Annotated in this window: 27 protein-coding genes and 1 riboswitch; of the genes, 14 read left to right on the top strand and 13 right to left on the bottom strand. The window is 64.6% G+C overall.

Annotation, left to right across the window (positions count from 1 at the left end):
- Positions 1-125 precede the first annotated feature (125 nt).
- Positions 126-932: a hypothetical protein gene (locus tag AC2FLM_RS06920; RefSeq protein WP_496856761.1), complete on the bottom strand. Its 807-nt coding sequence runs from the start codon at positions 930-932 to the stop codon at positions 126-128.
- A gap of 184 nt (positions 933-1,116) precedes the next feature.
- Complete coding sequence (fabA, locus tag AC2FLM_RS06915; RefSeq protein ID WP_234140269.1) at positions 1,117-1,626, bottom strand: bifunctional 3-hydroxydecanoyl-ACP dehydratase/trans-2-decenoyl-ACP isomerase; 510 nt, start codon at positions 1,624-1,626, stop codon at positions 1,117-1,119.
- A 189-nt stretch (positions 1,627-1,815) separates the two neighbouring features.
- On the opposite strand from fabA, the gene irrA reads away from it, so the two are divergent.
- On the top strand, positions 1,816-2,235 hold the full coding sequence (gene irrA, locus AC2FLM_RS06910) for an iron response transcriptional regulator IrrA (protein ID WP_496856759.1): 420 nt from the start codon (positions 1,816-1,818) through the stop codon (positions 2,233-2,235).
- Here the strand turns inward: irrA and AC2FLM_RS06905 are convergent, their stop codons facing one another.
- Complete coding sequence (locus tag AC2FLM_RS06905; RefSeq protein ID WP_496856757.1) at positions 2,236-3,132, bottom strand: LysR family transcriptional regulator; 897 nt, start codon at positions 3,130-3,132, stop codon at positions 2,236-2,238.
- Between the two features lie 91 nt (positions 3,133-3,223).
- Between AC2FLM_RS06905 and AC2FLM_RS06900 the strand changes: the two genes are divergently transcribed.
- Complete coding sequence (locus tag AC2FLM_RS06900; protein WP_234144288.1) at positions 3,224-4,021, top strand: phytanoyl-CoA dioxygenase family protein; 798 nt, start codon at positions 3,224-3,226, stop codon at positions 4,019-4,021.
- Between the two features lie 72 nt (positions 4,022-4,093).
- On the opposite strand, the gene AC2FLM_RS06895 is transcribed toward AC2FLM_RS06900, so the two are convergent.
- Positions 4,094-4,960, bottom strand: a complete 867-nt coding sequence (locus AC2FLM_RS06895) for a hypothetical protein (protein WP_234140334.1) — start codon at positions 4,958-4,960, stop codon at positions 4,094-4,096.
- A gap of 134 nt (positions 4,961-5,094) precedes the next feature.
- Between AC2FLM_RS06895 and miaB the strand changes: the two genes are divergently transcribed.
- Positions 5,095-6,414 carry a tRNA (N6-isopentenyl adenosine(37)-C2)-methylthiotransferase MiaB gene (miaB, locus tag AC2FLM_RS06890; RefSeq protein ID WP_496856755.1) on the top strand — a complete coding sequence of 440 codons (1,320 nt, stop codon included), beginning with the start codon at positions 5,095-5,097 and terminating at the stop codon, positions 6,412-6,414.
- 12 nt (positions 6,415-6,426) lie between these two features.
- Here miaB and AC2FLM_RS06885 read toward each other — a convergent pair whose 3' ends face one another.
- Entirely contained in the window at positions 6,427-6,750 is a 324-nt protein-coding gene (locus tag AC2FLM_RS06885; protein WP_234143694.1) for a hypothetical protein, read from the bottom strand.
- 439 nt (positions 6,751-7,189) lie between these two features.
- On the opposite strand from AC2FLM_RS06885, the gene AC2FLM_RS06880 reads away from it, so the two are divergent.
- The 11 genes from AC2FLM_RS06880 to AC2FLM_RS06830 all read left to right on the top strand — a co-directional run bounded on the left by AC2FLM_RS06880 (position 7,190) and on the right by AC2FLM_RS06830 (position 17,188).
- Positions 7,190-7,807: an OmpA family protein gene (locus AC2FLM_RS06880; RefSeq protein ID WP_235789805.1), complete on the top strand. Its 618-nt coding sequence runs from the start codon at positions 7,190-7,192 to the stop codon at positions 7,805-7,807.
- 10 nt (positions 7,808-7,817) lie between these two features.
- Positions 7,818-8,111, top strand: coding sequence for a hypothetical protein (locus AC2FLM_RS06875; RefSeq protein WP_234140264.1), 294 nt, complete (start codon positions 7,818-7,820; stop codon positions 8,109-8,111).
- Between the two features lie 136 nt (positions 8,112-8,247).
- Positions 8,248-9,258 carry a PhoH family protein gene (locus AC2FLM_RS06870; protein ID WP_234143695.1) on the top strand — a complete coding sequence of 337 codons (1,011 nt, stop codon included), beginning with the start codon at positions 8,248-8,250 and terminating at the stop codon, positions 9,256-9,258.
- A gap of 58 nt (positions 9,259-9,316) precedes the next feature.
- Positions 9,317-9,814 carry an rRNA maturation RNase YbeY gene (ybeY, locus tag AC2FLM_RS06865; RefSeq protein ID WP_496856753.1) on the top strand — a complete coding sequence of 166 codons (498 nt, stop codon included), beginning with the start codon at positions 9,317-9,319 and terminating at the stop codon, positions 9,812-9,814.
- A gap of 33 nt (positions 9,815-9,847) precedes the next feature.
- Positions 9,848-10,735, top strand: a complete 888-nt coding sequence (locus AC2FLM_RS06860; protein ID WP_234140261.1) for a hemolysin family protein — start codon at positions 9,848-9,850, stop codon at positions 10,733-10,735.
- A complete protein-coding gene (gene lnt, locus AC2FLM_RS06855; RefSeq protein WP_496856752.1) occupies positions 10,732-12,246 on the top strand; it encodes an apolipoprotein N-acyltransferase in 1,515 nt (504 codons plus the stop codon). The genes AC2FLM_RS06860 and lnt overlap by 4 nt, the downstream gene beginning before the upstream one ends.
- A gap of 31 nt (positions 12,247-12,277) precedes the next feature.
- Positions 12,278-12,328: riboswitch (SAM-SAH riboswitch) on the top strand.
- Positions 12,329-12,334: 6 nt separating this feature from the next.
- A complete protein-coding gene (gene metK, locus AC2FLM_RS06850) occupies positions 12,335-13,516 on the top strand; it encodes a methionine adenosyltransferase (protein WP_496856750.1) in 1,182 nt (393 codons plus the stop codon).
- Positions 13,517-13,641: 125 nt separating this feature from the next.
- The gene (locus AC2FLM_RS06845; RefSeq protein WP_496856748.1) at positions 13,642-14,307 is read left to right on the top strand and encodes a COG3904 family protein; all 666 of its coding nucleotides are present in this window, start codon (positions 13,642-13,644) and stop codon (positions 14,305-14,307) included.
- 60 nt (positions 14,308-14,367) lie between these two features.
- Positions 14,368-15,081: a tRNA (guanine(46)-N(7))-methyltransferase TrmB gene (trmB, locus tag AC2FLM_RS06840; protein ID WP_234140253.1), complete on the top strand. Its 714-nt coding sequence runs from the start codon at positions 14,368-14,370 to the stop codon at positions 15,079-15,081.
- Between the two features lie 146 nt (positions 15,082-15,227).
- Positions 15,228-16,574 carry a 3-phosphoshikimate 1-carboxyvinyltransferase gene (aroA, locus tag AC2FLM_RS06835; protein ID WP_234143699.1) on the top strand — a complete coding sequence of 449 codons (1,347 nt, stop codon included), beginning with the start codon at positions 15,228-15,230 and terminating at the stop codon, positions 16,572-16,574.
- A complete protein-coding gene (locus AC2FLM_RS06830) occupies positions 16,571-17,188 on the top strand; it encodes a (d)CMP kinase (RefSeq protein ID WP_496856745.1) in 618 nt (205 codons plus the stop codon). Before aroA ends, AC2FLM_RS06830 begins: the two co-directional genes overlap by 4 nt.
- A 51-nt stretch (positions 17,189-17,239) precedes the next feature.
- Here AC2FLM_RS06830 and AC2FLM_RS06825 read toward each other — a convergent pair whose 3' ends face one another.
- From AC2FLM_RS06825 to AC2FLM_RS06790, 8 genes are all read right to left on the bottom strand, one after another.
- Positions 17,240-17,719: a YHS domain-containing (seleno)protein gene (locus tag AC2FLM_RS06825; RefSeq protein WP_496856743.1), complete on the bottom strand. Its 480-nt coding sequence runs from the start codon at positions 17,717-17,719 to the stop codon at positions 17,240-17,242.
- 151 nt (positions 17,720-17,870) lie between these two features.
- Positions 17,871-19,016, bottom strand: a complete 1,146-nt coding sequence (locus AC2FLM_RS06820) for a DUF819 family protein (RefSeq protein ID WP_496856741.1) — start codon at positions 19,014-19,016, stop codon at positions 17,871-17,873.
- Between the two features lie 9 nt (positions 19,017-19,025).
- Complete coding sequence (locus tag AC2FLM_RS06815) at positions 19,026-20,198, bottom strand: DSD1 family PLP-dependent enzyme (protein ID WP_496856739.1); 1,173 nt, start codon at positions 20,196-20,198, stop codon at positions 19,026-19,028.
- The gene (locus AC2FLM_RS06810) at positions 20,191-21,624 is read right to left on the bottom strand and encodes a D-arabinono-1,4-lactone oxidase (protein WP_496856737.1); all 1,434 of its coding nucleotides are present in this window, start codon (positions 21,622-21,624) and stop codon (positions 20,191-20,193) included. Before AC2FLM_RS06810 ends, AC2FLM_RS06815 begins: the two co-directional genes overlap by 8 nt.
- Positions 21,621-21,998 carry a c-type cytochrome gene (locus tag AC2FLM_RS06805; RefSeq protein ID WP_496856736.1) on the bottom strand — a complete coding sequence of 126 codons (378 nt, stop codon included), beginning with the start codon at positions 21,996-21,998 and terminating at the stop codon, positions 21,621-21,623. Before AC2FLM_RS06805 ends, AC2FLM_RS06810 begins: the two co-directional genes overlap by 4 nt.
- Positions 21,998-22,654: a TetR/AcrR family transcriptional regulator gene (locus tag AC2FLM_RS06800; protein ID WP_496856734.1), complete on the bottom strand. Its 657-nt coding sequence runs from the start codon at positions 22,652-22,654 to the stop codon at positions 21,998-22,000. Before AC2FLM_RS06800 ends, AC2FLM_RS06805 begins: the two co-directional genes overlap by 1 nt.
- A gap of 87 nt (positions 22,655-22,741) precedes the next feature.
- The gene (gene hpaH / locus AC2FLM_RS06795) at positions 22,742-23,542 is read right to left on the bottom strand and encodes a 2-oxo-hept-4-ene-1,7-dioate hydratase (protein WP_496856733.1); all 801 of its coding nucleotides are present in this window, start codon (positions 23,540-23,542) and stop codon (positions 22,742-22,744) included.
- Positions 23,539-24,390 carry a fumarylacetoacetate hydrolase family protein gene (locus AC2FLM_RS06790; protein ID WP_496856731.1) on the bottom strand — a complete coding sequence of 284 codons (852 nt, stop codon included), beginning with the start codon at positions 24,388-24,390 and terminating at the stop codon, positions 23,539-23,541. Before AC2FLM_RS06790 ends, hpaH begins: the two co-directional genes overlap by 4 nt.

Raw genomic sequence — 24,390 nt, 5'->3', positions numbered from 1 at the left:
TTGCGGAACCTGTTTTCGGCCATTTCCTCGCTGGCGACGACACGGCGCATGGGTGTGCTCCCTGCTTTTCTTATGCCTTAGCGGGCTCTGAAGGATGGAGATGTAAGACAGAGCTGGTGCGTGTTTTAGCGCCCGACAAGTTTGCGCGTCCCCTGCCTTTGCCGTTTGATGTATGGTCCATCAACCATGTCCTCTGGCGGCAGATCGAGGAGGCAGTTTATGAGAGCGGCCCAAGTGTCATCCTTGAGGTGAAAACCGCGAGGCAGGCATGGTGAAGCAGTACAGGTCTCGGCGTTGACGCGCTCAAAAAGAGCGCGGCAGAAATCAGCTTTGGAGCCTCTGCGGCTCGCCAAGGCCGCAGCCGTTATGCTGTTGTCTATCTCGATCTCCGCGTTTTGCGCGTCGACCGCGATCTCGGTCGCAATGTCGGAAAGGTCCGGCCAGTACTTCAAGTCGAACCTTGAAGTAAGAGCGTTCAGTTCCGGCTCGACATTCCATTTGAACGAATAGTTTCCCCGAGCCGCCCTGATGACCACATTCACGATGTGATAATGTGTGTTGCCCCCAAAGGAGTTCGTATTCTCCAGCTGTGAACGTTCCCGCAGGTAAGCACTAAGCGTGTCGGCCAGATCCGCGATCTTCTGGTTTACCTCTGCCAGCCGCGACTTGGCTTCGCGCATTTCTTGAGTGCTGGTCGGGTCCCAGACGCAGACGGTGCAAAGCAAGGCATCAACAAAGACGTCTGCGGCGCGATCGTCTCCCTTCAGGGTATGGGCCATATCAGCATAGGCGTCGAGCAACTCGGGGCGACGCTCTAGCATCCTGTCCGCTATCCCCGGCCATCGAGGATAGATATTCTTTTCCAGACAGTAATCCTTCTGCCTTTGGATTGCCGCTTCGCAAAACGCGACGCCGTTCTTGGGTGTGGACATTCTGTGCCTCAATGTTTGTCTTAGCCCGGATACTACGCCTAGACGAGGCAGAGGTCGGTACCTGTACACAAAAAAGAAACGTGCCTTTCGGGTACTCAATCCGCGAAAGGCGCGCATGTTGCGCCGTGGGTTCGGCTTGCCTTGTCAGAAAGGCTTTTTGGAATCCCGGAAGAAATGTGGTTTCTCAGCTTTCGCTGAGCGCGACCTTCATGTCCTTGACCTGATAGATCACCTCGCCATCGGCCTCGACGATGCCGTCGGCAACGCCCATGGTCAGGCGGCGGGTCTGGATCGCCTTGGTGAAATCCACCTTGTAGGTCAGCATCTTGCGGTCGGGCCGCACCATGCCGGTCAGCTTGACCTCGCCCACACCCAGCGCATAGCCGCGCCCCTGCCAGCCGCGCCAGCCAAGGTTGAAGCCGGTCAGTTGCCACAGCCCGTCCAGGCCAAGGCAGCCGGGCATGATCGGGTTGCCGGGGAAATGGCAGTCAAAGAACCACAGGTCGGGGGTGATGTCGAACTCGGCCCGAATGTGACCTTTGCCATGGGCGCCGCCATCGGCGGACACCTCGGTGATCCGGTCCATCATCAGCATCGGCGGCGCCGGCAGCTGTGCATTGCCGGGACCAAACAGCTCGCCACGAGCGCATTTCAGCAGTTCGTCCTTGTCAAAGCTGCTCGGGTATTGGGCCATCTGCCTGTCTCTCCTGCCTGTGGGTCTGTCTAGCATAGCTGGACCCCTCTAGCATCGCCAAAGCTTGTCCCGCAAGGGCGGCAAAGGGATCTGTGGTCGCAGGTCCACAGCCAGATGCGAATGAATTTCATTTGAGTTTTACGCTGCGCGCACTTTATATATACCGTTAGCCGCAACGGAACGGGACCGATGACGCTAAATTCTCAGGAAATCGCCACCGACTGGCTGGTAGATGCCGGGCTGCGCCCGACCCGTCAGCGCGTGGCGCTGGCCGAGTTGCTGGTGGGCGATGGCCGCCACCGCCATGTGACCGCCGAAAGCCTGTTCGACGCCGCCCGGACCAAGGGTGCCGCCGTGTCGCTGGCAACCGTCTACAACACGCTGCGCGCCTTTTGCGAGGCCGGAGTGTTGCAGGAGATCACGGTGGATGGCTCGAAAAGCTATTTCGACACCAATACCCACGATCACCCGCATTTCTTTTGGGAGGACGAGGGGCGGCTGTCGGACGCGCCTTCGGACCAGCTGGTGATCCAGCGCCTGCCCGAAGCGCCCGACGGGGTCGAAATCGCCTCGGTCGATGTGGTGATCCGGTTGCGGCGCAAGGGCTGATCAGCCCGCGCCGAACAAATCCGTCAAGACCTGTGCCGCCCGCGCGGTGGTTGCGTCCGCCGCGCCGGTGCCGTGCCGGACAAGGATCACGGATTCTGTCAAATCCGCCCCGGCGATCGGGCGACTGAGCAGCGGTCTGCCGTCATAGCTGGTGGCGTGAGCGGGCGCCGCATAGCTGATCCCGACGCCTTCGCCATGGGCGGCGAGGCTGCGCAACAGTTCCAGCGTGGCGGCCCGGTGCGCCACCAGCGGCGACAATCCATGCCGTCGAAAGAGACCCAGCATGTGCTGCGCCGATAGGCCCTCGTCCGACAGGATCAGCGGATGCCCGGTCAGCGCCTTCAGGTCGGGGTCGGCGCCCCGGGCCAGCGGATGGTAGGGAGACATCAGGGCCTGCGGGTGGCTGCGATAGAGCGGTTGGCGGTGAAACCCGGCATCCAGCCCCAGATCATAGGTCAGCGCCAGGTCGATCTGGCCCTTGAGCAGCGCCGAAATCAGCGCCTCGAACCCGTCGGCGCGGGTGCTGATCGTCACATCCGGCAGCGCCCGGCGCAGCGCGTGCAGGGCAGGGGCCAGCAGGAAGGGTGCCAGATCGGTGAAACAGCCCAGATGCAGCTGTCGTTTGGCCGGGCGGGGATGGGCCGGATCCTCGATCCGGGCCGCGTCGGACAAAAGCGCCTCGGCGGCGGTGATGAAATCGCGCCCTGCCGGGGTCACCGCCATGGCCGAACCTCGCCTGCGGATGAAGAGGGGCTGGCCCAGATGCGTCTCGATCTTGGCCAGTGCGGCAGACAGTGCCGGCTGGGAAACGTTCAACGCGGCGGCGGCGGCCGACAGGCTGCCATGACGGCCCACGGCACAGACATATTCGTATTGGCGCAAAGTGAGATATAACATCAATCTATTTATTAGTTAGAAAGATATGATTTGAACAGAAGTTCCCGTCATGCGCAGAAAGAGGCAGGACATCAGCCCCGGAGAGATCGCCATGCCGCACCCGCTTGTCACGCCCGAGATGATCGAGACCTTTCAGCGCGACGGTGTCGTGCTGGTCCGGGGCCTGTTCGCCGATCATGTGGAGGCCCTGCGCGCCGGGATTGCCGCCAACATGGCGGCACCCGGTCCCTATGCCTCGGAAAACCGCAAGGAGGGGCATACGGGCCTGTTCTTTGACGATTATTGCAACTGGGAACGTATCCCAGAGTTTCGCGAGGTGATCGAGACCTCGCCCGCCGCCGAGGTGGCCGCCGACCTGATGCGGTCGCAAACCGTGCAGATGTTCCACGACCACGTGCTGGTCAAGGAGCCGGGCACCTCGATGGCGACGCCCTGGCACCAGGACGGGCCCTATTACTTTGTCGAGGGGCGGCAGACCGTCAGTTTCTGGTCGCCGCTGGACCCGGTGACCGAGGCGACGCTGCGCTGTGTGGCCGGGTCGCATCGCTGGGAGAAGGAGGTTCTGCCGACCCGCTGGGTGTCCGAAGAGGGGTTCTTTGCCGATGAAGGCCAGTACATGCCGGTGCCCGACCCCGAGGCCGAGGGGATGCGGATCGTCGAGTTCGAGATGGCGCCGGGTGATGCGGTGGCGTTTGACTATCGCACCCTGCACGGCGCGCGCGGCAATACCAGCAATTCGCGGCGCCGCGCCTTCTCGCTCCGGCTGGTTGGGGATGACGCGCGCTATGTGGAGCGTCCCGGTCGTACCTCGCCGCCCTATCCGGGGCACGACATGATGCCCGGTCAGCGCCTGCGCGAGGATTGGTTCCCGGTGCTGCTGCGACGCTAGAGGGGGCGCTGCCCCCGGCGCTGGCGCGCCTCCCCCGGAGTATTTATGGCGAAATGAAGGGACAGGCCGGGATCAGAACCACTGTCCCGGTTCCATCAGCCCCAGATCGAGCAGCTGGCGGGAATGCCATTCGAAGGGGGTGGAGTTGTGCCAGCGGAAGCTGTGGATCTCGAAGGTTGATCCGGGGTTCTTCTTCAGCGCCTTGGCGGTGCGGAAGGAACAGATCGCCGCCGTCAGGTTGTGATGCCAGGGACAGGCATAGGTGTTGTATTCCTGGTCGTCGAAAGTGTGATCGGGACGCAGATGCAGGCCGGGCGCCGATTTGAACAACGAAATGCGGTCGATCTTGCGGCTGTCCTTGGGGATATGTTCCTCGTAGCGCCAGCGCACGCCGCCGAAGAAATCGAGCTGCCGTTCGCGCGGATGGCCGGTTTCCGGGTCCTTGCGGGCCTGGGCGTAATAGCCGGATCTGTCCAGAAAGGCGCGGTCGAGCGAGACCCCGATGGGAAAGGCGCTGAGGTCGTCGGCATAGAGGTCGATGACATAGGTCAGCATGGCATCGCGCCGCTCTTCGCCGTGAAAGGCCAGCATCTCGCCGATGCTGCGGGTCTCGCAGAACGGATAGAAAAGGTATTCGGCGTTGAAGCAGTAATACATCCAGATGCCCGGCGCCGCGGCGATGATGCGGTTGATGGCATTGGTCACCGCCAGGCGCGGGCCGCAATCGAAGGGGATGCGATGGACCCGGTTTTCCACGTCGGGGGGCAGGGTAAAGGCATCGGGCATCAGCGCCAGCACCGATTTGAACCCGCATTGGATATGGTGGCGCATGGTGGTGGCCAGTTCGACATCGTCCTCGACGAAGATCATCGCCACCGGCCCCTTGGCCAGGGCCTCGGCCCCGGTTTTCAGGAAATGATCGAGTGAGGCGTATTCCATGCCTGTCCAGCCTGCCTTGCGTCTTTGCCTGTCTGGCATTCTGGGCCAACTTCGGTTAATTGCGCGTGCATTGCAAGCGGCGCCCGAACCCTGTAGAGGCCGCCGCTGATCCCGCGAAAACAAAGGTCCGTCCGATGTCCGACCCCAAGAAGCTGTTTATCAAGACCTATGGTTGCCAGATGAACGTCTATGACAGCGAGCGCATGGCCGAGGCGCTTGGCGGGCAGGGCTATGTCGAGACGCAAAGCGTCGAAGACGCCGACATGATCCTGCTCAACACCTGCCATATCCGGGAAAAGGCAGCGGAAAAGGTCTATTCCGAACTGGGCCGGTTCAAGGGGCTGAAGGCCGCCAAACCCGATCTCAAGATCGGGGTTGCGGGCTGCGTGGCCCAGGCCGAGGGTGAAGAGATCATGCGCCGCCAGCCGCTGGTCGATCTGGTGGTCGGGCCGCAAAGCTATCACCGCCTGCCGGAACTGGAGGCCAAGGCGCGCGCCGGGGAAAAGGCGCTGGACACCGATTTCCCCGAGGAAGACAAGTTTGAAAAGCTGAAAGGCCGCCCCAAGGCGAAGCGCGGCCCGACCGCGTTCCTGACGGTGCAAGAGGGCTGTGACAAGTTCTGCGCCTTTTGCGTGGTGCCATATACCCGCGGTGCCGAGGTCAGCCGGCCCGCCGACCGCATCCTGCGCGAGGCCAACGAACTGGTCGAACGCGGCGTGCGCGAGATCACGCTGCTGGGCCAGAACGTCAATGCCTATCACGGCGCGGGGCCGAACGGCGACATGACACTGGCCGGGCTGATCTGGGAGCTGGACAAGATCGACGGGCTGGAGCGTATCAGGTTCACCACCAGCCATCCCAATGACATGAGTGACGACCTGATCGAGGCGCATGGCGCCTGCGCCAAGCTGATGCCCTATCTGCACCTGCCGGTGCAGGCGGGGTCGGACAAGATCCTGAAGCGGATGAACCGCAGCCATACCGCCGAGAGTTATCTGCGGCTGATCGAGCGTATCCGGGCGGCGCGTCCCGACATCCTGATGTCGGGCGATTTCATCGTGGGCTTCCCCGAAGAAACCGAGGCCGATTTCCAGGCCACGCTCGATCTGGTGGAAGAGGTGCGGTACGGCTATGCCTATTCCTTCAAGTATTCGACCCGCCCCGGCACTCCGGCGGCCGAGCGCGCGCAGGTCGACCCGGCCGAGGCCGACGACCGGCTGCACCGGTTGCAGGCGGTGATCACCCGCCACCAGCGCGAGATCCAGGACAGCATGGTCGGGCGCGAGGTCAGTGTCCTGTTCGAAAAACCCGGTCGCCTGCCCGGCCAGATGGTCGGCAAGAGCGAATACCTGCACGCGGTCCACGTGCAGGATCCGGGTCTCGAGGCCGGGCAGATCGCCCGCGTTCGGATCGTCGCCTCGGGCGCCAACTCGCTGGCGGGCGAGCTGGCCTGAGCCGATATCGGATCAGTGCGACGGCGGCGTCTTGGCCACGATCTGAAGAAGCGACGAGCGCATGTAGTCGTGCTGGCCAACGCCCCATTCATCGCGGCAGATGCGCTCGCCGATGGCATGGGCCTCGGGATAGGTATACCCCATCCGCACCAGATCCTCGACAAACACCGCGTTGGGCCGATCCCAGATCACGCTGCTGGTCGGTCCGCGAAAGCAGCTGATGGTGATGTGATGGACATCCGACCCCGGTTTGGTCGGGCGCTGTTGCGCCTCGGGTGACGTCGCCATGACAGCGGTTAGCGCCAGGGCAGCCCCGGCGCGCAGATAGGCTTTCATGTCAATACCCCCACGTCTGACAAGAAAAATGTAGCGCCGCCACACAGCCCGTGACAGCGCACCGGTCCCGGAGGGGAACCCGGCACCGTCGATGCTAGCCGATCCGGAGGAGTCGCGGAAGCCACCGCTTCAGGGAGTTGATCGATGGTGATTGTCAACTGGAGCGAGAGTAATGCGTGGCAAGAAACGCTTCTGTTTCCAATCGCTCCTCAATCGCCTTGCAGAGCCGGATCGGCAGTTCACGTGGGGTGACGAGAATCGGATCGGTACGAACCCGCAAAACCCGCCCGAGAGCCACCGATTCGTTACAATTTCGGGGAAACATTGGTGAGTGTCGACAAAAACGCCACAATATCTGGTGGATTTCGCTTCACAGAAATGTCGAATTTTCCTAAGCTTGCACCAGTTTCGCGTCCGGCGAGCGGCCCTTGTCCGCCGCATGTCGGCAGTGGGGGAACCAGGTGAGGAATTTTCGGTGACTGATTTCAAACTCAAGAGCGTGGCTGCCGCGCTTGCAACCGTCCTTGCGCTGACCGGGATTGCGACGACCCCGGCTGTCGCACAATCCAGCAGCGGGGGCACCACCCGGACCATTATCGGCGAGCGCTATGTGCCGACCATCTGGGTCGATCCCGATGGCTGCGAGCATTGGGTGATGGATGACGGCGCCGAGGGTTTCATGACCCCCCATGTCCGCCGCGACGGAACCCCGGTCTGCCGCCGGGGCGCGCTGTGCGGCACGATGCCGACGGACCAGTTCTTTGCGACCGACAGCTATCGCATCTCGTCCGAGGGACAGGCGCGGCTGCGTCAGTTCTTTCAGGAGACGGGTGCCAACGGTTACATCATCACCGGCCATACCGACAGCCGGGCCTCGGATGCCTATAACCTGCGGCTATCGGTCAACCGGGCCAATTCGGTTGCGCGGGTGGGCCGTGCTTCGGGCGCCCGCATCGTCGATGTGCGCGGTTACGGCGAGCGTGATCCGCGCGTGCCAAATACCAGCGCCGCGAACATGGCGCAGAACCGCCGCGTCGAAATCATCTGTGTGAACTGAGGAGAGCGACATGAAACTGATCAAGGGGATCGCCCTTCTCGCGGCTCTGGGTGGGCTTGCCGCCTGTGAAGCCACCGACAAGACCCGTGACCGCGGCATCGACGCCAAGGACCTGTCGCAGCTCAAGGCCGGTATATGGGTCGACCCGACCGGCTGCCAGCACTGGATCATCGACGACGGTCTTGAGGGCTATCTGTCGCAGCGGATGGATCGCCACGGAAAGCCGGTCTGCGACGACTCGTTGCCCAAGGGCGTGGCCACCGGCCCGTTCAAGGAAGGTTCGAATATCGTCGACGCGATCTGAGTGCCGAACATGTCATCAAGGCCGCCCCACGGGGCGGTCTTTTTGTTTCAAAAGGGTGAAAACTTTGCGGTCCCGCTTGCACCGACCGCAATATCTTGGCTACGCTTGTCCCAGGACTGCGACTACAGGAGAGCGGATGGCCATCAGCGCCCTCACACCACCGCAAGACAGCAGCACCCCTGCGGAGCTGCAACTCGAATTCCCCGATAACCGGCTGTTGATAGATTTGTGCGGCGAGCATGACCGCCACCTTGTGCTGATCGAACAGGTACTGGGTGTGCAGATCGTGCGGCGCGGCAATCTGCTGTCGGTGCTGGGCGAGGCCGGCGCGCGCGACCGCGCCGCCGAGGTGCTGGAGGCGCTGTACGAGCGCCTGCAATCGGGCCGCCCGGTCGAGGGCGCCGATGTGGACCGCGAATTGCGCATGGGACGCGGCGAAGAGGCCAGGGATACTCCGGCGGAGGACCAGCTGGAGATGTTTCTGGGCGGCCGGATCGAGATCAAGACCCGCAAGAAGCCGGTCGAACCGCGCACCGACGCGCAAAAGGCCTATGTCAAATCACTGTTCGAGAACGAACTGGCCTTTGGCATTGGTCCGGCGGGCACCGGCAAGACCTATCTGGCGGTCGCGGTGGGTGTGTCGATGTTCATCAACGGTCTGGTCGACCGTATCATCCTCAGCCGTCCGGCGGTCGAGGCGGGCGAGAAGCTGGGCTATCTGCCGGGCGACATGAAGGACAAGGTCGACCCCTATATGCAGCCGCTTTATGACGCGCTGAACGATTTCCTGCCGGGCAAGCAGGTGGCCAAGCTGATCGAGGAAAAGAAGATCGAGATCGCGCCGCTGGCCTTCATGCGGGGGCGCACGCTGGCCAATGCCTTTGTGGTGCTGGACGAGGCGCAGAACGCCACCACCATGCAGATGAAGATGTTCCTGACCCGTCTTGGCGAGGGCAGCCGCATGGTGATCACCGGCGATCGCAGCCAGGTCGATCTGCCGCGCGGGGTGACCTCGGGTCTGGCCGATGCCGAACGGCTGTTGAAGCCGGTGCCGGGCATCAGCTTCAACTATTTCACCTCCAAGGATGTGGTGCGACACCCGCTTGTCGCCGCCATCATCGAGGCGTATGAGGCCGACACGGGCTGAACGGAGTTGGGTTTGTGAGTAGGATCGCTGGGTATTTGGCGGCGCGGAGCGTGGAAGCATGACGCTGGATCTGACGCTGGAGGATTCGCGCTGGACCATCCTGCCGCCGCTGGCTGACCGGGCGATTTCGGCGACGCTGGCGCAGATGGGGCTGGACCCAGAAGTTTGCGAAATCAGCTTGCTTGGCTGCGACGACGATCGCATCGCCGCGCTGAATGCCGAATTCCGAGACAAGCCCGCCCCCACCAATGTCCTGAGTTGGCCCGCCGAGGATCTGGCCGCCGAGGAGCCGGGCGGCGAGCCCATGGCGCCCGAGGCCGATTTCACCGGAGCGATTCCGCTGGGCGATATCGCCATCGCCTTTGACACCTGCCAGCGCGAGGCCGAGGCCGCGGGCAAGCCAATGGACGACCATGTGACACATCTGATTGTTCATGGCCTGTTGCATCTGCTGGGTTATGATCACATCCGTGACGAAGACGCCACGCTGATGGAGGGTTTGGAACGCCGGATACTTGGCAATCTGGGCCTTGATGACCCATATAATATGGAGTGAGGGGCCAAGGGGCCTCGATTTGGAACAGGATTGATGGGCGACATAGAAGGCAGTTCTAGCGCAGCGCAAAGCGCGCAGCCGGAGGAAACCGGCGAAACGAACGCAGACAAGACAGGGTTTTTCACCCGTATCATGGATGCATTTTCATCCGGTGAAAGCCACCAGGAACAGGCCCCGAACGGGGCCACGACGGCGCCCACCCCGGTTCCGGGAATACTCAACCTGCGCCGCATGCGGGTCGAGGATGTGGCGATCCCCACGGCCGAGATCGTGTCGGTCCCGCTGTCCATCTCGAAGGAGGAGCTGGTCCAGATCTTTCGCGATAGCGGCATGACCCGTATTCCGGTCTACGAGAACACGCTCGATACCCCGCTGGGCTTCGTGCATCTCAAGGATTTCGCGCTCACCCACGGGTTCAACGGCAACTCTACGGTGTTCGATCTGGGGTCGATGCTGCGGCCATTGCTGTTCGTGCCGCCGTCGATGCCGATCGGGGTGCTGCTGACCAAGATGCAGACCGAGCGTCGCCATATGGCGTTGGTGATCGACGAATATGGCGGGGTCGACGGCTTGCTGACCATCGAGGACCTGATCGAACAGGTCGTCGGAGAGATCGAGGACGAGCACGACACCGACGAGGCGCAGACCTGGATAAAGGAACGGCCCGGCTGTTATATCGCGCAGGCGCGGACGCCGCTTGACGAGTTCGAGACCGAGATCGGTCGTTCGCTGACCAGCCACGAGGATGTGGACGAGGAAGAGATCGACACGCTGGGCGGCCTCGTCTTCATGCTGTCGGGCCGGGTGCCCGCGCGGGGCGAGGTGGTGCCGCATCCCGATGGCGTGGAATTCGAGGTCATGGATGCCGACCCGCGCCGGATCAAGCGCTTGCGGGTGATGATCCCCGACGCCGCCGAATGAACTTTGTTGCAGCTTGGCCGCTGAGCCAGCGTATGGCGCTGGCAGCGGTGCTGGGGGTCGTGGCCGCGCTTGGCCTGGCGCCGTTATCGCTGTGGGGCGCCACCGTCGCCGCATTGCTGGCGGTGCCCGCACTGTTCCTTGCGGCGCCGGGCTGGCGTCAGGCGGGCTGGACCGGCTGGGCCTTTGCCACCGGCTATTTCGGCCATGCGCTGATCTGGATCGTCGAGCCGTTTCTGGTGGATGTGGCGCGGCATGGCTGGATGGCGCCGTTTGCGCTGGTGCTGATGGCGGGGGGGTTGGCCCTGTTCTGGGCCGTGGCCTTTGCGCTGGCGGCGCGGCCCGGGCTGGGGCCTTTCCGGCGGGTGACCCTGCTGGTCCTGACACTCGGCCTGATGGAACTGGCCCGAGGATATGTGTTCACGGGCTTTCCCTGGGCCGGTCTGGCGCAAATCTGGGTCGAGACCGATATGGCCCTGCTGCTGGCCTGGATCGGGCCCAACGGTCTGGCGGTGTTGACGCTTGCGGCGACCATGATCCCCGGTGCCGGGCTGGCGCGGGGATTGAGGGGGCGTGTGCTGCTCTCCTGCGCCCTGCCGCCGCTGGCGCTGGGTCTGGCCGTGCTGGCCGCGGATGCGGCGCGCGTGCCGGTTGAAAGCAGCGGCAAGGTGGTGCGTCTGGTGCAACCCAACGCGCCGCAGCATCAGAAATGGGATCCCGATTGGTATCCGATCTTTCTGGAGCGCCAGATCCGCTATACCGCTGCCGACACGCCACCCGATCTGGTGGTCTGGTCGGAATCGGCGTTGCCCTACTGGTTGGAGGAAGCCGGGCCGGTGCTGGAGCAGATCGCCGCCGCCGCGCGCGGCGCGCCGGTGCTGCTGGGGGCGAACCGGGCCGAGGGGCCACGCATCTACAACGCGCTTGCGATGATCGGCCCGGGCGGGCGGGTCGAGGCCACATATGACAAGCATCATCTGGTTCCGTTCGGCGAATACGTTCCGTTGGGTGATCTGCTGGAGCAATTCGGCATCGCGGGCTTTGCCGCTCGCAGCGGGCGGGGCTTCAGCGCCGGTCCCGGGCCGGAAACCTTGCCCATCCCGGGCATTGGCGCGGCGCTGCCGCTGATCTGTTACGAGGCGGTGTTCCCGCGATATGCGCGTGGCCCGGCCGGGCGGCCCCGGCTGCTGGTGCAGGTCACCAACGACGCCTGGTTCGGCACCTGGGCCGGCCCGTATCAGCATCTGGCTCAGGCGCGGATGCGGACCATCGAACAGGGTCTGCCGATGGTGCGCGTGGCCAATACCGGCATCTCGGCGATGATCGATCCGCAAGGGCGTATCACCGCCGCACTGCCACTGGGGCAGGACGGCTATGTGGATGCGGATTTGCCACGGGCCTTGCCGCCGACACTCTATAGCCGGACCGGCGATCTGCCCTGGCTGCTGGTGCTGGTTTTGCTGGCTGGTGCAGTGCGGATACAGGGCTGGGCGCTGCGTCCAAATAGCGATTGACCTTGCCAATGGCCCCGCGTATCCCGGCTTGGACCTGCCACAACGGCTTCCTGGCGTGGCGAGGGAAACCTTTAATGGAGCACTTTTCATGTCCCGACAGAACTACATCTTCACTTCGGAATCCGTCTCCGAAGGGCACCCGGACAAGGTGTGCGACCGTATCTCGGATGCGGTGCTTGACGCCTTTCTGACCGAAGAACCCGAGGCGCGCGTCGCCTGTGAAACCTTTGCGACCACCAACCGTGTGGTGATCGGTGGCGAGGTGGGCCTGTCGGATCAGGCGAAGCTGCGCGAATACATGGGCCGGATCGACCGGATCGCCCGCGACTGCATCAAGGATATCGGCTACGAGCAGGACAAGTTCCACCACGAGACGGTGGAGATCACCAATCTGCTGCACGAACAGTCGGCCCATATCGCCCAGGGCGTCGACGCCGCCGAAGGCAAGGACGAGGGGGCTGGCGACCAGGGCATCATGTTCGGCTATGCCACCACCGAAACACCGGCGCTGATGCCGGCGCCGATCCAGTACAGCCACGCGATCCTGCGCCGCCTGGCCGAGGTGCGCAAGAACGGCACCGAACCGGCACTGGGGCCGGATGCGAAATCGCAACTCTCGGTCATCTATCGCGACGGGCAGCCGGTCGGCGTCTCGTCGCTGGTGCTGTCGACCCAGCATCTGGACCCCGCCCTGACCAGCGCCGATATCCGTGCCATCGTCGAACCCTATATCCGCGAAGTCCTGCCCGAGGGCTGGTTGACCGCCGAGACCGTCTGGCACGTCAATCCGACCGGTAAGTTCGTGATCGGCGGACCCGATGGCGATGCCGGCCTGACCGGGCGCAAGATCATCGTCGATACCTATGGCGGTGCCGCGCCGCATGGCGGCGGCGCCTTCTCGGGCAAGGATCCGACCAAGGTGGACCGCTCGGCCGCCTATGCCGCGCGCTATCTGGCCAAGAACGTGGTCGCCGCCGGCATGGCCGAGAAATGCACCATCCAGCTGAGCTATGCCATCGGCGTGTCGGCGCCGCTGTCGATCTATGCCGATACCCATGGCACCGGCACGGTCGCCGATGCCGAGATCGAGGCGGCAATCCCCAAGGTCATGAACCTGACCCCGCGCGGCATCCGCACCCATCTGGGTCTGAACAAGCCGATTTACGAGCGCACCGCCGCCTATGGTCATTTCGGTCGCGAGCCCGAGGCCGATGGCGGCTTCAGCTGGGAGCGCACCGATCTGGCCGAGGCGCTGAAAAAGGCGGTCTGAACCGGCGCATCGTGATCGACAAGAGGGCGGCCAGTGGGCCGCCCTTTTTCGTGGATCAGGGTGTTTCCGCTTGACCCGCGCGGCGTGGTTTTTCACCCTTGCGGAAACCATGAAGGAGACCCCGCATGCGCCAATTTGCAAGGCTTTCGCTTGTCGTGGGGCTGACACTCGGCTGGGTGATTGCGGCGGGTGCCAAAGCGGACGACCCGGTGTTCCGCGTCGCGGGCGATACGCTGATCTATGACACCACGCAGGAGCACGAAGCGGGCGGTTCGACCGATATCGAGGTGGCCCATATCGACCGGCTGCTGGAGTTGTTGCGGCAGAACCCCGAGATCCGGGTGCTGGACCTCAACAGCACCGGTGGCAGCCTGTATGCCGGGCGCGAGATGGCGCGGATCGTGCTGGATTTCGACCTCGATACCCTGGTGTCGGGCGAATGTTTCAGCGCTTGCGTGCGTATCTTTTTGGCCGGGGCCGGGCGGCGGATGCTGTTGGGCGCCAAGATCGGCTTTCATCAGACCACCTGGTCACCCCGTTCGGTCGAGGAGTATTATACCGCAAATCGCGAGGCCGATGGCTGGGAGACGCCGTTCGATTTCGTCTCGTGGGTCTATGAGGATACCCAGAGCGAGGTGCATGACGATCTGGTCTATATGATCGACCGGGGTGTGGATGCGGGGTTTGCGGTGCGAACCAAGGGCGTGCGCGCGGATGACAGCTGGTACCCCTCGCGGCTGGAACTGACCCGCGCCGGGGTGCTGCGTGAACGTGCCCGCGCCGCCGAATGAGGCACCGGGCCGCGCGGCAGACCCTTGCACCGGGCGCGCGGGCGCAGTAACCCCGCGGCCATGAGCAAGACGACACCCGACCGCCCGCGCCGCAACTTTTACGGCCGCATCAAGGGCAAGACCCTGAAACCGAACCAGCGGACCTATCTGGACGAGGACCTGACGCCCCTGTCGCCGGGTCCGGTGAGCTGGCAGGACAATCCCAGCCGCCAGCCGCTGGATCTGGACGCGCTGTTCGGCGGGCGCGAGACCTGGCTGGAGATCGGGTTCGGCGGTGGTGAGCACCTTGTGCATCAGGCGGCCTCGAACCCCGGTATCGGCATCATCGGTGCCGAACCCTATATCAACGGGGTGGCGATGCTGTTGGGCAAGATCCGGGCGGCAGGCGCTGACAATGTGCGGGTGCATCCGGGCGATGTACGCGATCTCTTCGACGTGCTGCCGGCGCAGAGCATCGCGCGCGCTTTCCTGCTCTATCCCGATCCCTGGCCCAAGAAACGACATCACCGCCGCCGCTTTGTCACGCCCGAGCATCTGGAACCGCTGGCGCGGGTGCTGAAACCGGGTGCCATCTTTCGCGTGGCCACCGACATCCCCGACTATGTGCGCCAGACGCTGGAAGAAGTGCCGCGTGCTGGTTTCGAATGGCTGGCCGAGGCACCCGCCGACTGGCGCCAGCCCTGGGGCGACTGGATCTCGACCCGGTATGAGCAGAAGGCGCTGCGCGAAGGCCGGGTGCCGCATTACCTGACCTTTCGCCGGTTGGAGGGCTGAGGCAAGGGGGCGCTGCCCCCCGCGCCTGCGGCGCGTCCCCCGGAGTATTTTCCGCGGAATGAAGAGGGGGGTCGTGCGCCGGTTCCCGCTGGACCCTGACGGGGCAATTGGGTAATCGCGGGGGGAGTTTTTGCGAAGGAGCGCGCATGTCCGGACACGGCACCCCCATCCCGATGACCTCGCATCCCTGTGGCCCGCTGAGCGGCGTGGCCGAGGTGCCGGGCGACAAGTCGATCTCGCACCGGGCGCTGATCCTTGGCGCGATGGCGGTGGGCGAGACCCGTATCACCGGCCTGCTCGAAGGCGAGGACGTGCTGGACACCGCCAAGGCGATGCGGGCCTTTGGCGCCGAAGTGACCCGGCACGCGGATGGGTCGTGGTCGGTGCACGGGGTAGGCGTGGGTGGCTTTGCCGAGCCGGACCAGGTGATCGATTGCGGCAATTCCGGCACCGGTGTGAGGCTGATCATGGGGGCGATGGCAACCTCGCCCATCACGGCGACCTTTACCGGCGATGCCAGCCTGAACAAGCGGCCGATGGCGCGGGTCACCGATCCGCTGGCGTTGTTTGGCGCACAGGCGGTGGGTCGCGAGGGTGGCCGGCTGCCGATGACCATCGTGGGCGCCGCCGATCCGGTACCGGTGCGTTACGAGGTGCCGGTGCCGTCGGCCCAGGTGAAATCGGCGGTGCTGCTGGCCGGGCTGAACGCACCGGGTCAGACCGTGGTGATCGAGAAGGAGGCCACCCGCGACCACTCCGAGCGGATGCTGGCGGGGTTTGGCGCCGAGGTCACGGTCGAGGACACCGTTGAGGGCCGGGTCATCACCCTGACCGGGCGGCCCGAGTTGCAACCGCAGGTGATCGCGGTGCCGCGCGACCCGTCGAGCGCCGCCTTTCCGGTCTGCGCTGCGCTGATCACGCCCGGCTCGGACGTGCTGGTGCCCGGCATCGGGCTGAACCCCACCCGCGCGGGGCTGTTTACCACGCTGCGCGAGATGGGCGCCGATCTGACCTATGAGAACGAGCGCACCGAGGGCGGCGAGCCGGTGGCTGACCTGCGCGCGCGCTATTCGCCCGACATGAAGGGCATCACCGTGCCGCCCGCGCGCGCGGCCAGCATGATCGACGAATACCCGGTTCTGTCGGTGGTGGCCGCCAATGCCCAGGGCGTGACCATGATGGGTGGCGTCAAGGAACTGCGCGTCAAGGAAAGCGACCGGATCGACGCCATGGCGCGCGGGTTGCGCGCCAATGGCGTGACCGTGGAAGAGGGCGCCGACTGGTGGGCCGTGCATGGTCTGGGTATCGGCAAGGTGCCGGGCGGCGGCACCTGCGAGAGCTTCCTCGATCACCGCATCGCCATGTCCTTCATGGTGATGGGCATGGGGGCCATGGCGCCGGTTTCGGTTGACGATGGCAGCCCGATCGCCACCTCTTTCCCGATCTTTGAGCCGCTGATGGGCGGTCTGGGCGCAAAGCTGGAGCGGACATGACGTTTACGGTTGCAATCGACGGGCCCGCCGCAGCGGGCAAGGGCACGATTTCGAAAGCTGTCGCAGCGCATTTCGGGTTCGCCCATCTCGACACCGGGCTTCTCTATCGCGCGGTGGGTCGCCGCACGCTGAAAGGTGAGGCGGCCGATGCAGCCGCGCGCGCCCTGCGGCCCGAGGATCTGGAGCGTGATGACCTGCGTACGGCCGAGGTGGCACAGGCCGCCAGCAAGGTGGCGGTGATCCCCGAGGTGCGCGCGGCGCTGGTCGATTTCCAGCGTGCCTTTGCCCGCCGGGCAGGCGGCGCGGTGCTGGACGGGCGCGATATCGGAACGGTGATCTGCCCCGAGGCCGAGGTGAAGCTGTTTGTCACCGCCAGCGCCGAGATACGCGCCGAACGCCGCTATCTGGAACTGACGGGCAAGGGCCACGACACCACGCGCGAGGCGGTTCTGGCCGATGTGCGCGAACGTGACGCCCGCGATGCGGACCGCGCCACCGCGCCGATGAAACCGGCCAAGGATGCGGTGTTGTTGGATACCAGCACGATGGACATTCCCACCGCGCTGTCCGCCGCGATTGCCGAGATCGAGCGGAAGATGCCCGCGAAGGGTTAATTCCTTCGCGGGCGGGTCGGGGCGCCGGGAAGCGCGCCCCTGAGGCCGGGATCAGAGGTCGCCCACCGCGACATGCTTGATCTTGGCCCAGTTGCCATCGGCGGTGGCGGTGGTGCCGGCCACGTCCTCAAGGAACTTGTCGCGGGTCGCGGTGTTCAGGAACAGGAACAGCTTGCCATCCGCCAGAACGTATTTGTCCGGGTCGCCGTCGAACTTCTTGCCCACGGCCACGCCGTACGAGCAGAAACCGCCGTGCTGGGGCAGGTAACGGGCCGGTTCCGATTGGAATTCCTTGAGGTTCTCTTCGGAGGTGAAATAGTAGGATGCCCCGTCGATGGTTGCCGAGTAGTTGGCAAAGCCCTCGACCGGGTTGCCGTCGCGCACCAGGGTCACAAGGTCGACGCCATGCACGGCCAGCGGCGCGCCGCCAGCCGAGATGCCGTTCGAGACGTTGACTTCGTCCGCGGCAAAGGCGGGGGCGGCCAGCATCGGCAGCGCAGCAATCAGGGCAGTGAGTGCGAAAGTCTTCATGTTGAGATCCTTCCAGTGTGGTTTCAACCGGGCGGACCGGCCCGGTGACCAACAGATAGAGGCCGCAACGTGAACCTGTTATGGCAGATGGTTCCGAAAGATTTGCAGATCGTACAGAGATTAGAATGATCGGTATGGTGCGAGGGTAGGTTTACATAGCCGCCGCCAGGCCTGCCACGGCAACGCCCAGATAGTTGCCCACCGCATAGCCCAGGATCGCAATGGCGATGCCAGGCACCAGCAGCGCCCGGTTGCGCAGCGCGCCGCAGATCACCGGGATGAAGGGCACCGACATGATCGCGGCGCCCGACGCGACCAGATATGTGTCGCGGTCGATCCCGAACAGGCGGCAGAGCAGCGCGTGCAGCGCCATCGCCCCCAGCAGGATAAAGGCGAAGTAACCGCCAAGGGCCCAGTTCATCCCGGTCAGCACCGACAGATCCAGGAGGGTGGCCGAGCTGAGGCAGAAAATCAGGATCAGGTACATGCCAAGGTGAAAGCTGGTCGGGCTGGTATGCAACCGGGGAACAAAGGCGCCCAGCAGGCCGAATGTGGTGATCAGAAGGATGGTCGCGGTGCCGGACCACGCCGCGGGCAGCAGGCCGGCCAGCGCCACCGCCACACCGACACACAGCCCTGCCGCGCCAAAGGCGAGCGCTGACCCCGCCAGCCCAGAACGCTGGATCAGCCGCGCATATCCGCGCGCGCTGTCATCGGTGATATGGGAGGTGTTGGCCGCATGAGCGCCTTGGGAGTGGGGCTCAAAGGGCGGCAGGATCAACCCGGCCAGTCGCTGGCCCACAAGTACGATGACCAGCATGTAGCCGATGGAAAACACGATGTCATAGGTCACCATGCTCAGGAACAGCGCGTCGCTGACCCCGGTCGCGCTCTTGATTGCGCCCATGTTGACCCCGCTGCCGGTATAGGCGCCCACCGCCATGCCCGCGACCTGCGGCAGGTTCTCGACCCGGCCCTGAAACAGCAACACCCCCAACAGGCTGGCCACACAGACCGAGACCAGCGACAGCGCCATGGCCAGCCCGGCACCGCGCGCCTCAGACAGGGCGCGGCGCAGGTTGGCGGCAAACAGGATGAGCGGCAGGGCCAGCGCCACGCTCACCTCTTGCAGCGTGGTCTGCATGTCGGCAAAGGCGCTCAGGTCGAGGCTCAGCGCCAGCGCAAAGCCGGTGGCAAAGGTCAGCGGCACCACGCCGATCCGGTCCAGCGCCGGTATCCGCGCCGCCAGCCAGATGATCAGCGCAGGGAGTATCAGCAGGATCAGGGCAAACGGCATCGGCGTCTCCTAATGTGTCTCGTGCCAGACCGGCCACCAATCGGTGATCGCGGTGCCGTCGAACACGGCGATATCGCCGAATTGCAGGAACAGCGCCTCGCTCTGGCGCGGGCGGAAAAACAGGAAATCACCGGGTTTCAGGGTGCTGCTTGCAGGCAGATCATACATTTCCTGATTGCTGGAATGCCCGAACAGGGGTGATCGCCGTGCGCCTGCCGGGTGGCAGGGATCGGCCAGCCAGTTGCCGCCATAGATGAAACAGGCCTTTTGCGGTGACCGCCCCATGAGGCGCAACACCCGGCTCAGCCCCGGCGCCATCGGGATATCGGGCCGCTCCACGGTTTTCAGCACCGGCGTGGCGATAAAGGTGGCCGGTTGCAGCGCCTCCAGCGCGGGCAGGTCGAAATCGGTCGGTTTGACCAAGGCCGAGGCCAGCGCCACCTCGGTTTCCGGTCCGGTCCCGTCATAAAGCATGAAGGTCGTGCTGCCGCCGGTGTTATTGATCAGCTTGGCGGCGGCCTCTGGCCCCAGCGTCTGGACCGCCAGCGCATGGAACCGGGCATAGGCCGCCCGCGCCGCATTCAACGCACGCGCCGGGCTGGCGATCAGGCGGGGCAGGCGGGCGATATGCGGCTCATACCCCATCAGCCCGGTCAGGTGCAGGTTGGGATCGTCGCGCAGGCGGGTCAGGGCGGCGGTGAACTCCCCGGCACGGTCCAGCGAGAATCCGCCCCGATGCAACCCGATATCCACCTCCAGACAGATGCGCAGGCGGCGGCCCGACTGTGCCGCAAGCGTGGCATATTCCGTCAGTCGTTCCGGGCTGTCGATCAGCCAGTGCACTTGGGCGTCCAATGCGGGCGATATGCCTGCCACGGCACCCACCGGCATCGGCTTGCCGAGCAGGATATCGGCCTCTGGAAACGCCGCCGCCGTCTGCTGGACAAAGGGCAGGTGAAAGCTCATCAGCCTGCTGGTCTCCAGCCCGTCCATCACCAGCCGCAGCAGGTCCGGCGCGGGCAGCGATTTTTCGACCACGCGCAGCGCCAGACCGGGCGCCGTCATCCGGCGCACCGCCGCCATATTGGCGGCCAGCCGTTCGCTATCCACCACCAGCGTCGGCAGGTACCGCCCCGCCGCGACCAGTGCCGCCTGCAACTTCTGAAAATAGGCCTCAGACATCCCCGGCCCCAAACAGCGCGGCGGTATGAGGATTAAGGAACTTGCCCGCCGGATCAAGCCGCGCCCGCAGCGCGGCGAACCGGTCGAAATCGGGATAGAGCGCAGCCAGATCGGGGGCGGTCAGTGCATGCAGCTTGCCCCAATGCGGCCGCCCGCCATATGCGCGCAGGATCGGTTCAATCGTGTCAAACAGCATGTCCAGCGGTTCCGAGGCCAACTTGTGCACCGCGACCGAGACCCGCGTGCCGTCGTTGAAGGGCGACAGCCACGCGTCGTCCTGTCCGGTGAACCGCACCTCCATCGGGAAAAAGCTCTCCTTGCGCGACTCCAGCGCCGACACCACCGCGCGCACCGCCTCTTGTGCGCGGTCCTCAGGCAGGTGGTATTCCATCTCGTTCATCCGGGTGGCGCGGGCGGTCGAAAGGAGTTTCCAGTATTCGTCGGTCGTATCCTCCAGCACCCCGTCGGCGGGCACCTCCAGAGCTACATAGGCGCCAAACGCGCGGCGCCGCAGCCAGGGCCACCAGCCCAGGATATCGCGCAGATCCTTGAGCGTGGCGATCCAGTCCTCGTCCTCGCTGGGCACCCGCCCGGCGATCTCTCCCTGATACAGGTCATGGGTGATCACCGCCGCATAGCCCAGATTGGGCAGCACGTAGAATTCGAAGTTGCGATGCGCGGCGGCCAGATCGTGCATGCGCGCGATCGCCTCATTGGTGGGCAGGATGAAGAGCTTACGGTTCAGCGCATAGCTGGGAACCAGTTTCAGCGTATAGCGGGTGATCACCCCCAGCGTGCCCAGCGACACCCGGCCCGCGTCGAAGAGATCCGGGTCGCTGTTGCGGGTCACGTCGCGGATGGTGCCATCGGCGGTGATCAGGCGGAACCCTGTGATACAGCCATGCAAGGCCTGCAATCCGCGCCCGGTGCCATGGGTGGCGGTGCTGAACGACCCGGCCAGGGTCTGCACGTCGATATCGGGCAGGTTGGCAAAGCCCAGACCGTGTTCAGCGGCCAGCATTGCCGCCTGCCGCAGCCGGGTCCCGGCGCCAAAGGTCGCCATCCCCGCCGCCGCATCGACCGAGATCAGGCCCGACAGCCGCCCGGTATCGAGGATCATATCCTCGCAAGGTACCAGCGCCGAAAAGGAATGGCCCGATCCCACCGGGCGAATGCGACCCGGCCATGCGGCGATGCGGGTGGCCAGTTCCTCTTCCGAGGCGGCAGAGTAAATCTGCTCCGGTGTGGCCACCTGATATCCCGACCAGTTGCGCCAGATCTGGCGGCCCGGTGGGGCAGGGGGGATCTCGGGGCTGTAACCGGGCCGGGTGAAATCGCGGCTCAGCCAATGGGCCTGCATCGCTACGGGTACCGCCAGCCCAGCCAGCGCGCCATAGCCCAGCAATTTGCGCCGTGTCAGTGTCATTGCTTCCCCTCCCCGGACATGAAGATGATCAGCGCAGTCAGTTGATCGTCCGAACAATCGAGGCAGAGGCCCATCGCAGGCATGTTGCCGAACCCGTTGCGCGCCGATAGCAACAGGCCATGATCCCCGCGCTCTTTTTCCCGCGCCGCCCAGGCAGGGGCAAAGCCTGTCAAAGGCGCCTGCGCTTCGACCAATGCGTGACAGGCCATGCAGGACCGCTCATAGATCGCTGCCAGTTCCGGGTCGGTCGGGCGCAGGGTCTCGGCCCGGGCTATATCGCTCGCCTCCGGTTCCGGAGGTGCCCCGTCACCGGAAAGCCACCACCAGAGCGCCGCCAGAACCAGTGCCGAGACCAAGAGGATCAACGCGCGCATCAGGTCTCCTCCGCAGGAGAGCGCCGCAGGTAGAGCGACAGATAGGCATCCAGCGCGCGGACCATCTCGTCGTGATACTGTGCCTCCAGCGCGGGGGTGGCCTGTCGTGCCATCCGGTCCTCCAACGTCAGGGCGATCTGCACGGCGGTGGTCGCCACCACCTGCGGGTCGCCGCCGGTAAACCCGTCGAGCCCGCGTGCCCAGCGGTCGGTCAGAAAGCCCACCAGTTCCGCATTGTCGTCATCCTCGACGCTCTGCACCCCGCGCAGCGAGGCCAGCAACAGCAGGAGGCCCCGGTAATAGGGATGTTCGGCCATGAACACGCGGATCCCCTCCAGCGTGCGGCGGATGCGCAGCACCAGATCGGGTTCATCTTCGGTGGCGGCAATCGTCTCCATGAAATGTTGGCGCAGGTCGCCCGCGGCGCGGGCCGACAGTTCGTCCAGCAGATCGCGCAGGGTGGGAAAGTAGCGATAGATCGAGCTGACCGGCACGCCCGCCCGCTCGGCAATCAGCGAGGTGTTCAGATCGCCCGGCGGCCGCTCGGCCAACAGCGCGGCGGCGGCGTCCAGGATATCGGCAACCCGCTGGCGTGCGCGGGCCTGTTTCGGCGTCGCGCGGGTATGCATCGGGGTGTCGGTTTCAGATGAAGCCATGGCTCCGCTCTCCTCTCGTCAGAAAGCGGAAACTTTTTCCGAAAAATTTTCAACTTCTTTCGCGCCTGACGTGGCGGCAGGTGCTCGTCAGGCGAAATTGACCGAGACCGCGCCAAAGGGGCCGAAATCCGCCTCGATCCGGGTGCCGGGCGGGCATTCGACCGGGCGAATGAAACTGCCCGACAGCACGATATGGCCCGGTTCAATGCTTTGCCCGTATTGCGCCATGCGGCGGGCGAGCCAGACCACGCTTTCGACCGGATCGTTCAGCACACCGGCACCCAGCCCGGTTTCCTCGATCTCGCCATTGCGAAAGGTCAGCGCCCCGACCCAACGCAGGTCAAAGGCATCGGGCGCATGGCGCTGCTTGCCCAGCACCACGCCCGCATTGGCGGCATTGTCGCTGATCGTGTCGCAGACATTGCGCGCCCGCCCTGTTTCGGGATCGACCCGCAGGATGCGGGTGTCGAGGATTTCCAGCGACGGGGCGACATAGTCGGTGGCGGCCAGCACATCGTCGCGTGTCACATCTGCCCCGCCCAAAGGGGCCTTCATCACAAAGGCGATCTCGGCCTCGACACGGGGCTGGATGAACCGCCCCTTGGGCACCGTGGCGCCATCGTCAAAGGCCATGTCGTCGAACAGGATACCGCTGTCGGGAATGTCGATGTTGAGCGCATATTGCATCGCTTTCGAGGTCAGCCCGATCTTCCACCCGATCACGTGGCGCCCGGCGGTCTGCTTATGCGCCGCCAGTGCCTGTTGGATGGCATAGGCATCGTCCATGTCCATGCCCGGATAGGCCAGCGACAACAGCCCGATCTGGCGGCCGGTTTCCTCGGCCTCGATCAGCCGCGCGGCGGCATCGGCGTGCTGTTCGGGCGTCATGCCTCGTCCTCCACCCCGTTGACCAGCGTGCCGACGCCTGTCACCTCGACCTCGACCATGTCGCCGGGTTTCAGGTAGCGCGGCGGGTCGAACCGCGCGCCCGCGCCGGTGGGGGTGCCGGTGACGATGATGTCGCCGGGGTTCAACGTGGTAAAGGTCGAGATATAGGCGATCTCTTCGCGCACGGAAAAGATCATGTTGGCCAGCGCATCGTCCTGCCGCACCTCGCCATTGACGCGGGTGGTGATCCGCGCCGCGTCGATCTGGGCGGGATGGGTGAAGGGCACGATCCACGGCCCGATCGCGCCCGACCGGTCCCAGTTCTTGCCTTGTGTCACGTTGAACTTGGCATGCCGCACCCAGTCGCGAATGGTGCCCTCGTTGCAGACGCTCAGCCCCGCGATATGGTCATAGGCATCCTCGGCCTGGATGCGCCGCCCCCCCTTGCCGATGACCACCGCCATCTCACCCTCGTAATCCAGCGTGTGGTTTTCGGGCGGGCGGATCAGCGGCTGGCCATGTCCGACAAAGCTCGAGGCAAAGCGGGGGAACAGCGACATGTATTTCGGCGCGGCGCTGCCATCCTTGTATTCCGCATTGCGGTCGGGAAAATTGACGCCGACACAGATGATCTTGCCGGGGTTGGGGATGGGCGGCAGATAGGTGAAATCGGTATGCGTCACCGCCCGACCCATCGCCGCCTTGGCGAGATCGTGCAGCCCCCCCGCCGCGATCACCGCGCGCAGGTCGGGCCAGTGCGGGAAATCGGGCGACAGCGCCACGAACCCGTCGTCACGGATGATGCCGTAAAGCTCCTGCCCGTCGGCGGCAATGGTGGCGAACTTCAT

This window comes from Ruegeria sp. SAZD011, assembly GCF_059612545.1.
The sequence above is the reverse complement of the archived record's forward strand: the minus strand, read 5'-3'. Positions and strand labels throughout refer to the sequence as shown.

Excerpts from the sequence above, each read along its gene's own strand:
- irrA (WP_496856759.1), top strand. The coding sequence starts at position 1,816 with ATGACGCTAAATTCTCAGGAAATCGCCACCGACTGGCTGGTAGATGCC.
- aroA (WP_234143699.1), top strand. The coding sequence starts at position 15,228 with ATGTCCGGACACGGCACCCCCATCCCGATGACCTCGCATCCCTGTGGC.
- AC2FLM_RS06810 (WP_496856737.1), bottom strand. The coding sequence starts at position 21,624 with ATGACACTGACACGGCGCAAATTGCTGGGCTATGGCGCGCTGGCTGGG.
- AC2FLM_RS06815 (WP_496856739.1), bottom strand. The coding sequence starts at position 20,198 with ATGTCTGAGGCCTATTTTCAGAAGTTGCAGGCGGCACTGGTCGCGGCG.
- AC2FLM_RS06805 (WP_496856736.1), bottom strand. The coding sequence starts at position 21,998 with ATGCGCGCGTTGATCCTCTTGGTCTCGGCACTGGTTCTGGCGGCGCTC.
- AC2FLM_RS06825 (WP_496856743.1), bottom strand. The coding sequence starts at position 17,719 with ATGAAGACTTTCGCACTCACTGCCCTGATTGCTGCGCTGCCGATGCTG.
- ybeY (WP_496856753.1), top strand. The coding sequence starts at position 9,317 with ATGACGCTGGATCTGACGCTGGAGGATTCGCGCTGGACCATCCTGCCG.
- AC2FLM_RS06880 (WP_235789805.1), top strand. The coding sequence starts at position 7,190 with ATGTCGGCAGTGGGGGAACCAGGTGAGGAATTTTCGGTGACTGATTTC.
- metK (WP_496856750.1), top strand. The coding sequence starts at position 12,335 with ATGTCCCGACAGAACTACATCTTCACTTCGGAATCCGTCTCCGAAGGG.
- lnt (WP_496856752.1), top strand. The coding sequence starts at position 10,732 with ATGAACTTTGTTGCAGCTTGGCCGCTGAGCCAGCGTATGGCGCTGGCA.
- hpaH (WP_496856733.1), bottom strand. The coding sequence starts at position 23,542 with ATGACGCCCGAACAGCACGCCGATGCCGCCGCGCGGCTGATCGAGGCC.
- AC2FLM_RS06790 (WP_496856731.1), bottom strand. The coding sequence starts at position 24,390 with ATGAAGTTCGCCACCATTGCCGCCGACGGGCAGGAGCTTTACGGCATC.
- AC2FLM_RS06905 (WP_496856757.1), bottom strand. The coding sequence starts at position 3,132 with ATGTTATATCTCACTTTGCGCCAATACGAATATGTCTGTGCCGTGGGC.
- AC2FLM_RS06885 (WP_234143694.1), bottom strand. The coding sequence starts at position 6,750 with ATGAAAGCCTATCTGCGCGCCGGGGCTGCCCTGGCGCTAACCGCTGTC.
- AC2FLM_RS06895 (WP_234140334.1), bottom strand. The coding sequence starts at position 4,960 with ATGGAATACGCCTCACTCGATCATTTCCTGAAAACCGGGGCCGAGGCC.
- AC2FLM_RS06900 (WP_234144288.1), top strand. The coding sequence starts at position 3,224 with ATGCCGCACCCGCTTGTCACGCCCGAGATGATCGAGACCTTTCAGCGC.
- AC2FLM_RS06845 (WP_496856748.1), top strand. The coding sequence starts at position 13,642 with ATGCGCCAATTTGCAAGGCTTTCGCTTGTCGTGGGGCTGACACTCGGC.
- AC2FLM_RS06830 (WP_496856745.1), top strand. The coding sequence starts at position 16,571 with ATGACGTTTACGGTTGCAATCGACGGGCCCGCCGCAGCGGGCAAGGGC.
- AC2FLM_RS06875 (WP_234140264.1), top strand. The coding sequence starts at position 7,818 with ATGAAACTGATCAAGGGGATCGCCCTTCTCGCGGCTCTGGGTGGGCTT.
- AC2FLM_RS06870 (WP_234143695.1), top strand. The coding sequence starts at position 8,248 with ATGGCCATCAGCGCCCTCACACCACCGCAAGACAGCAGCACCCCTGCG.
- fabA (WP_234140269.1), bottom strand. The coding sequence starts at position 1,626 with ATGGCCCAATACCCGAGCAGCTTTGACAAGGACGAACTGCTGAAATGC.
- AC2FLM_RS06860 (WP_234140261.1), top strand. The coding sequence starts at position 9,848 with ATGGGCGACATAGAAGGCAGTTCTAGCGCAGCGCAAAGCGCGCAGCCG.
- trmB (WP_234140253.1), top strand. The coding sequence starts at position 14,368 with ATGAGCAAGACGACACCCGACCGCCCGCGCCGCAACTTTTACGGCCGC.
- AC2FLM_RS06820 (WP_496856741.1), bottom strand. The coding sequence starts at position 19,016 with ATGCCGTTTGCCCTGATCCTGCTGATACTCCCTGCGCTGATCATCTGG.
- AC2FLM_RS06920 (WP_496856761.1), bottom strand. The coding sequence starts at position 932 with ATGTCCACACCCAAGAACGGCGTCGCGTTTTGCGAAGCGGCAATCCAA.
- miaB (WP_496856755.1), top strand. The coding sequence starts at position 5,095 with ATGTCCGACCCCAAGAAGCTGTTTATCAAGACCTATGGTTGCCAGATG.
- AC2FLM_RS06800 (WP_496856734.1), bottom strand. The coding sequence starts at position 22,654 with ATGGCTTCATCTGAAACCGACACCCCGATGCATACCCGCGCGACGCCG.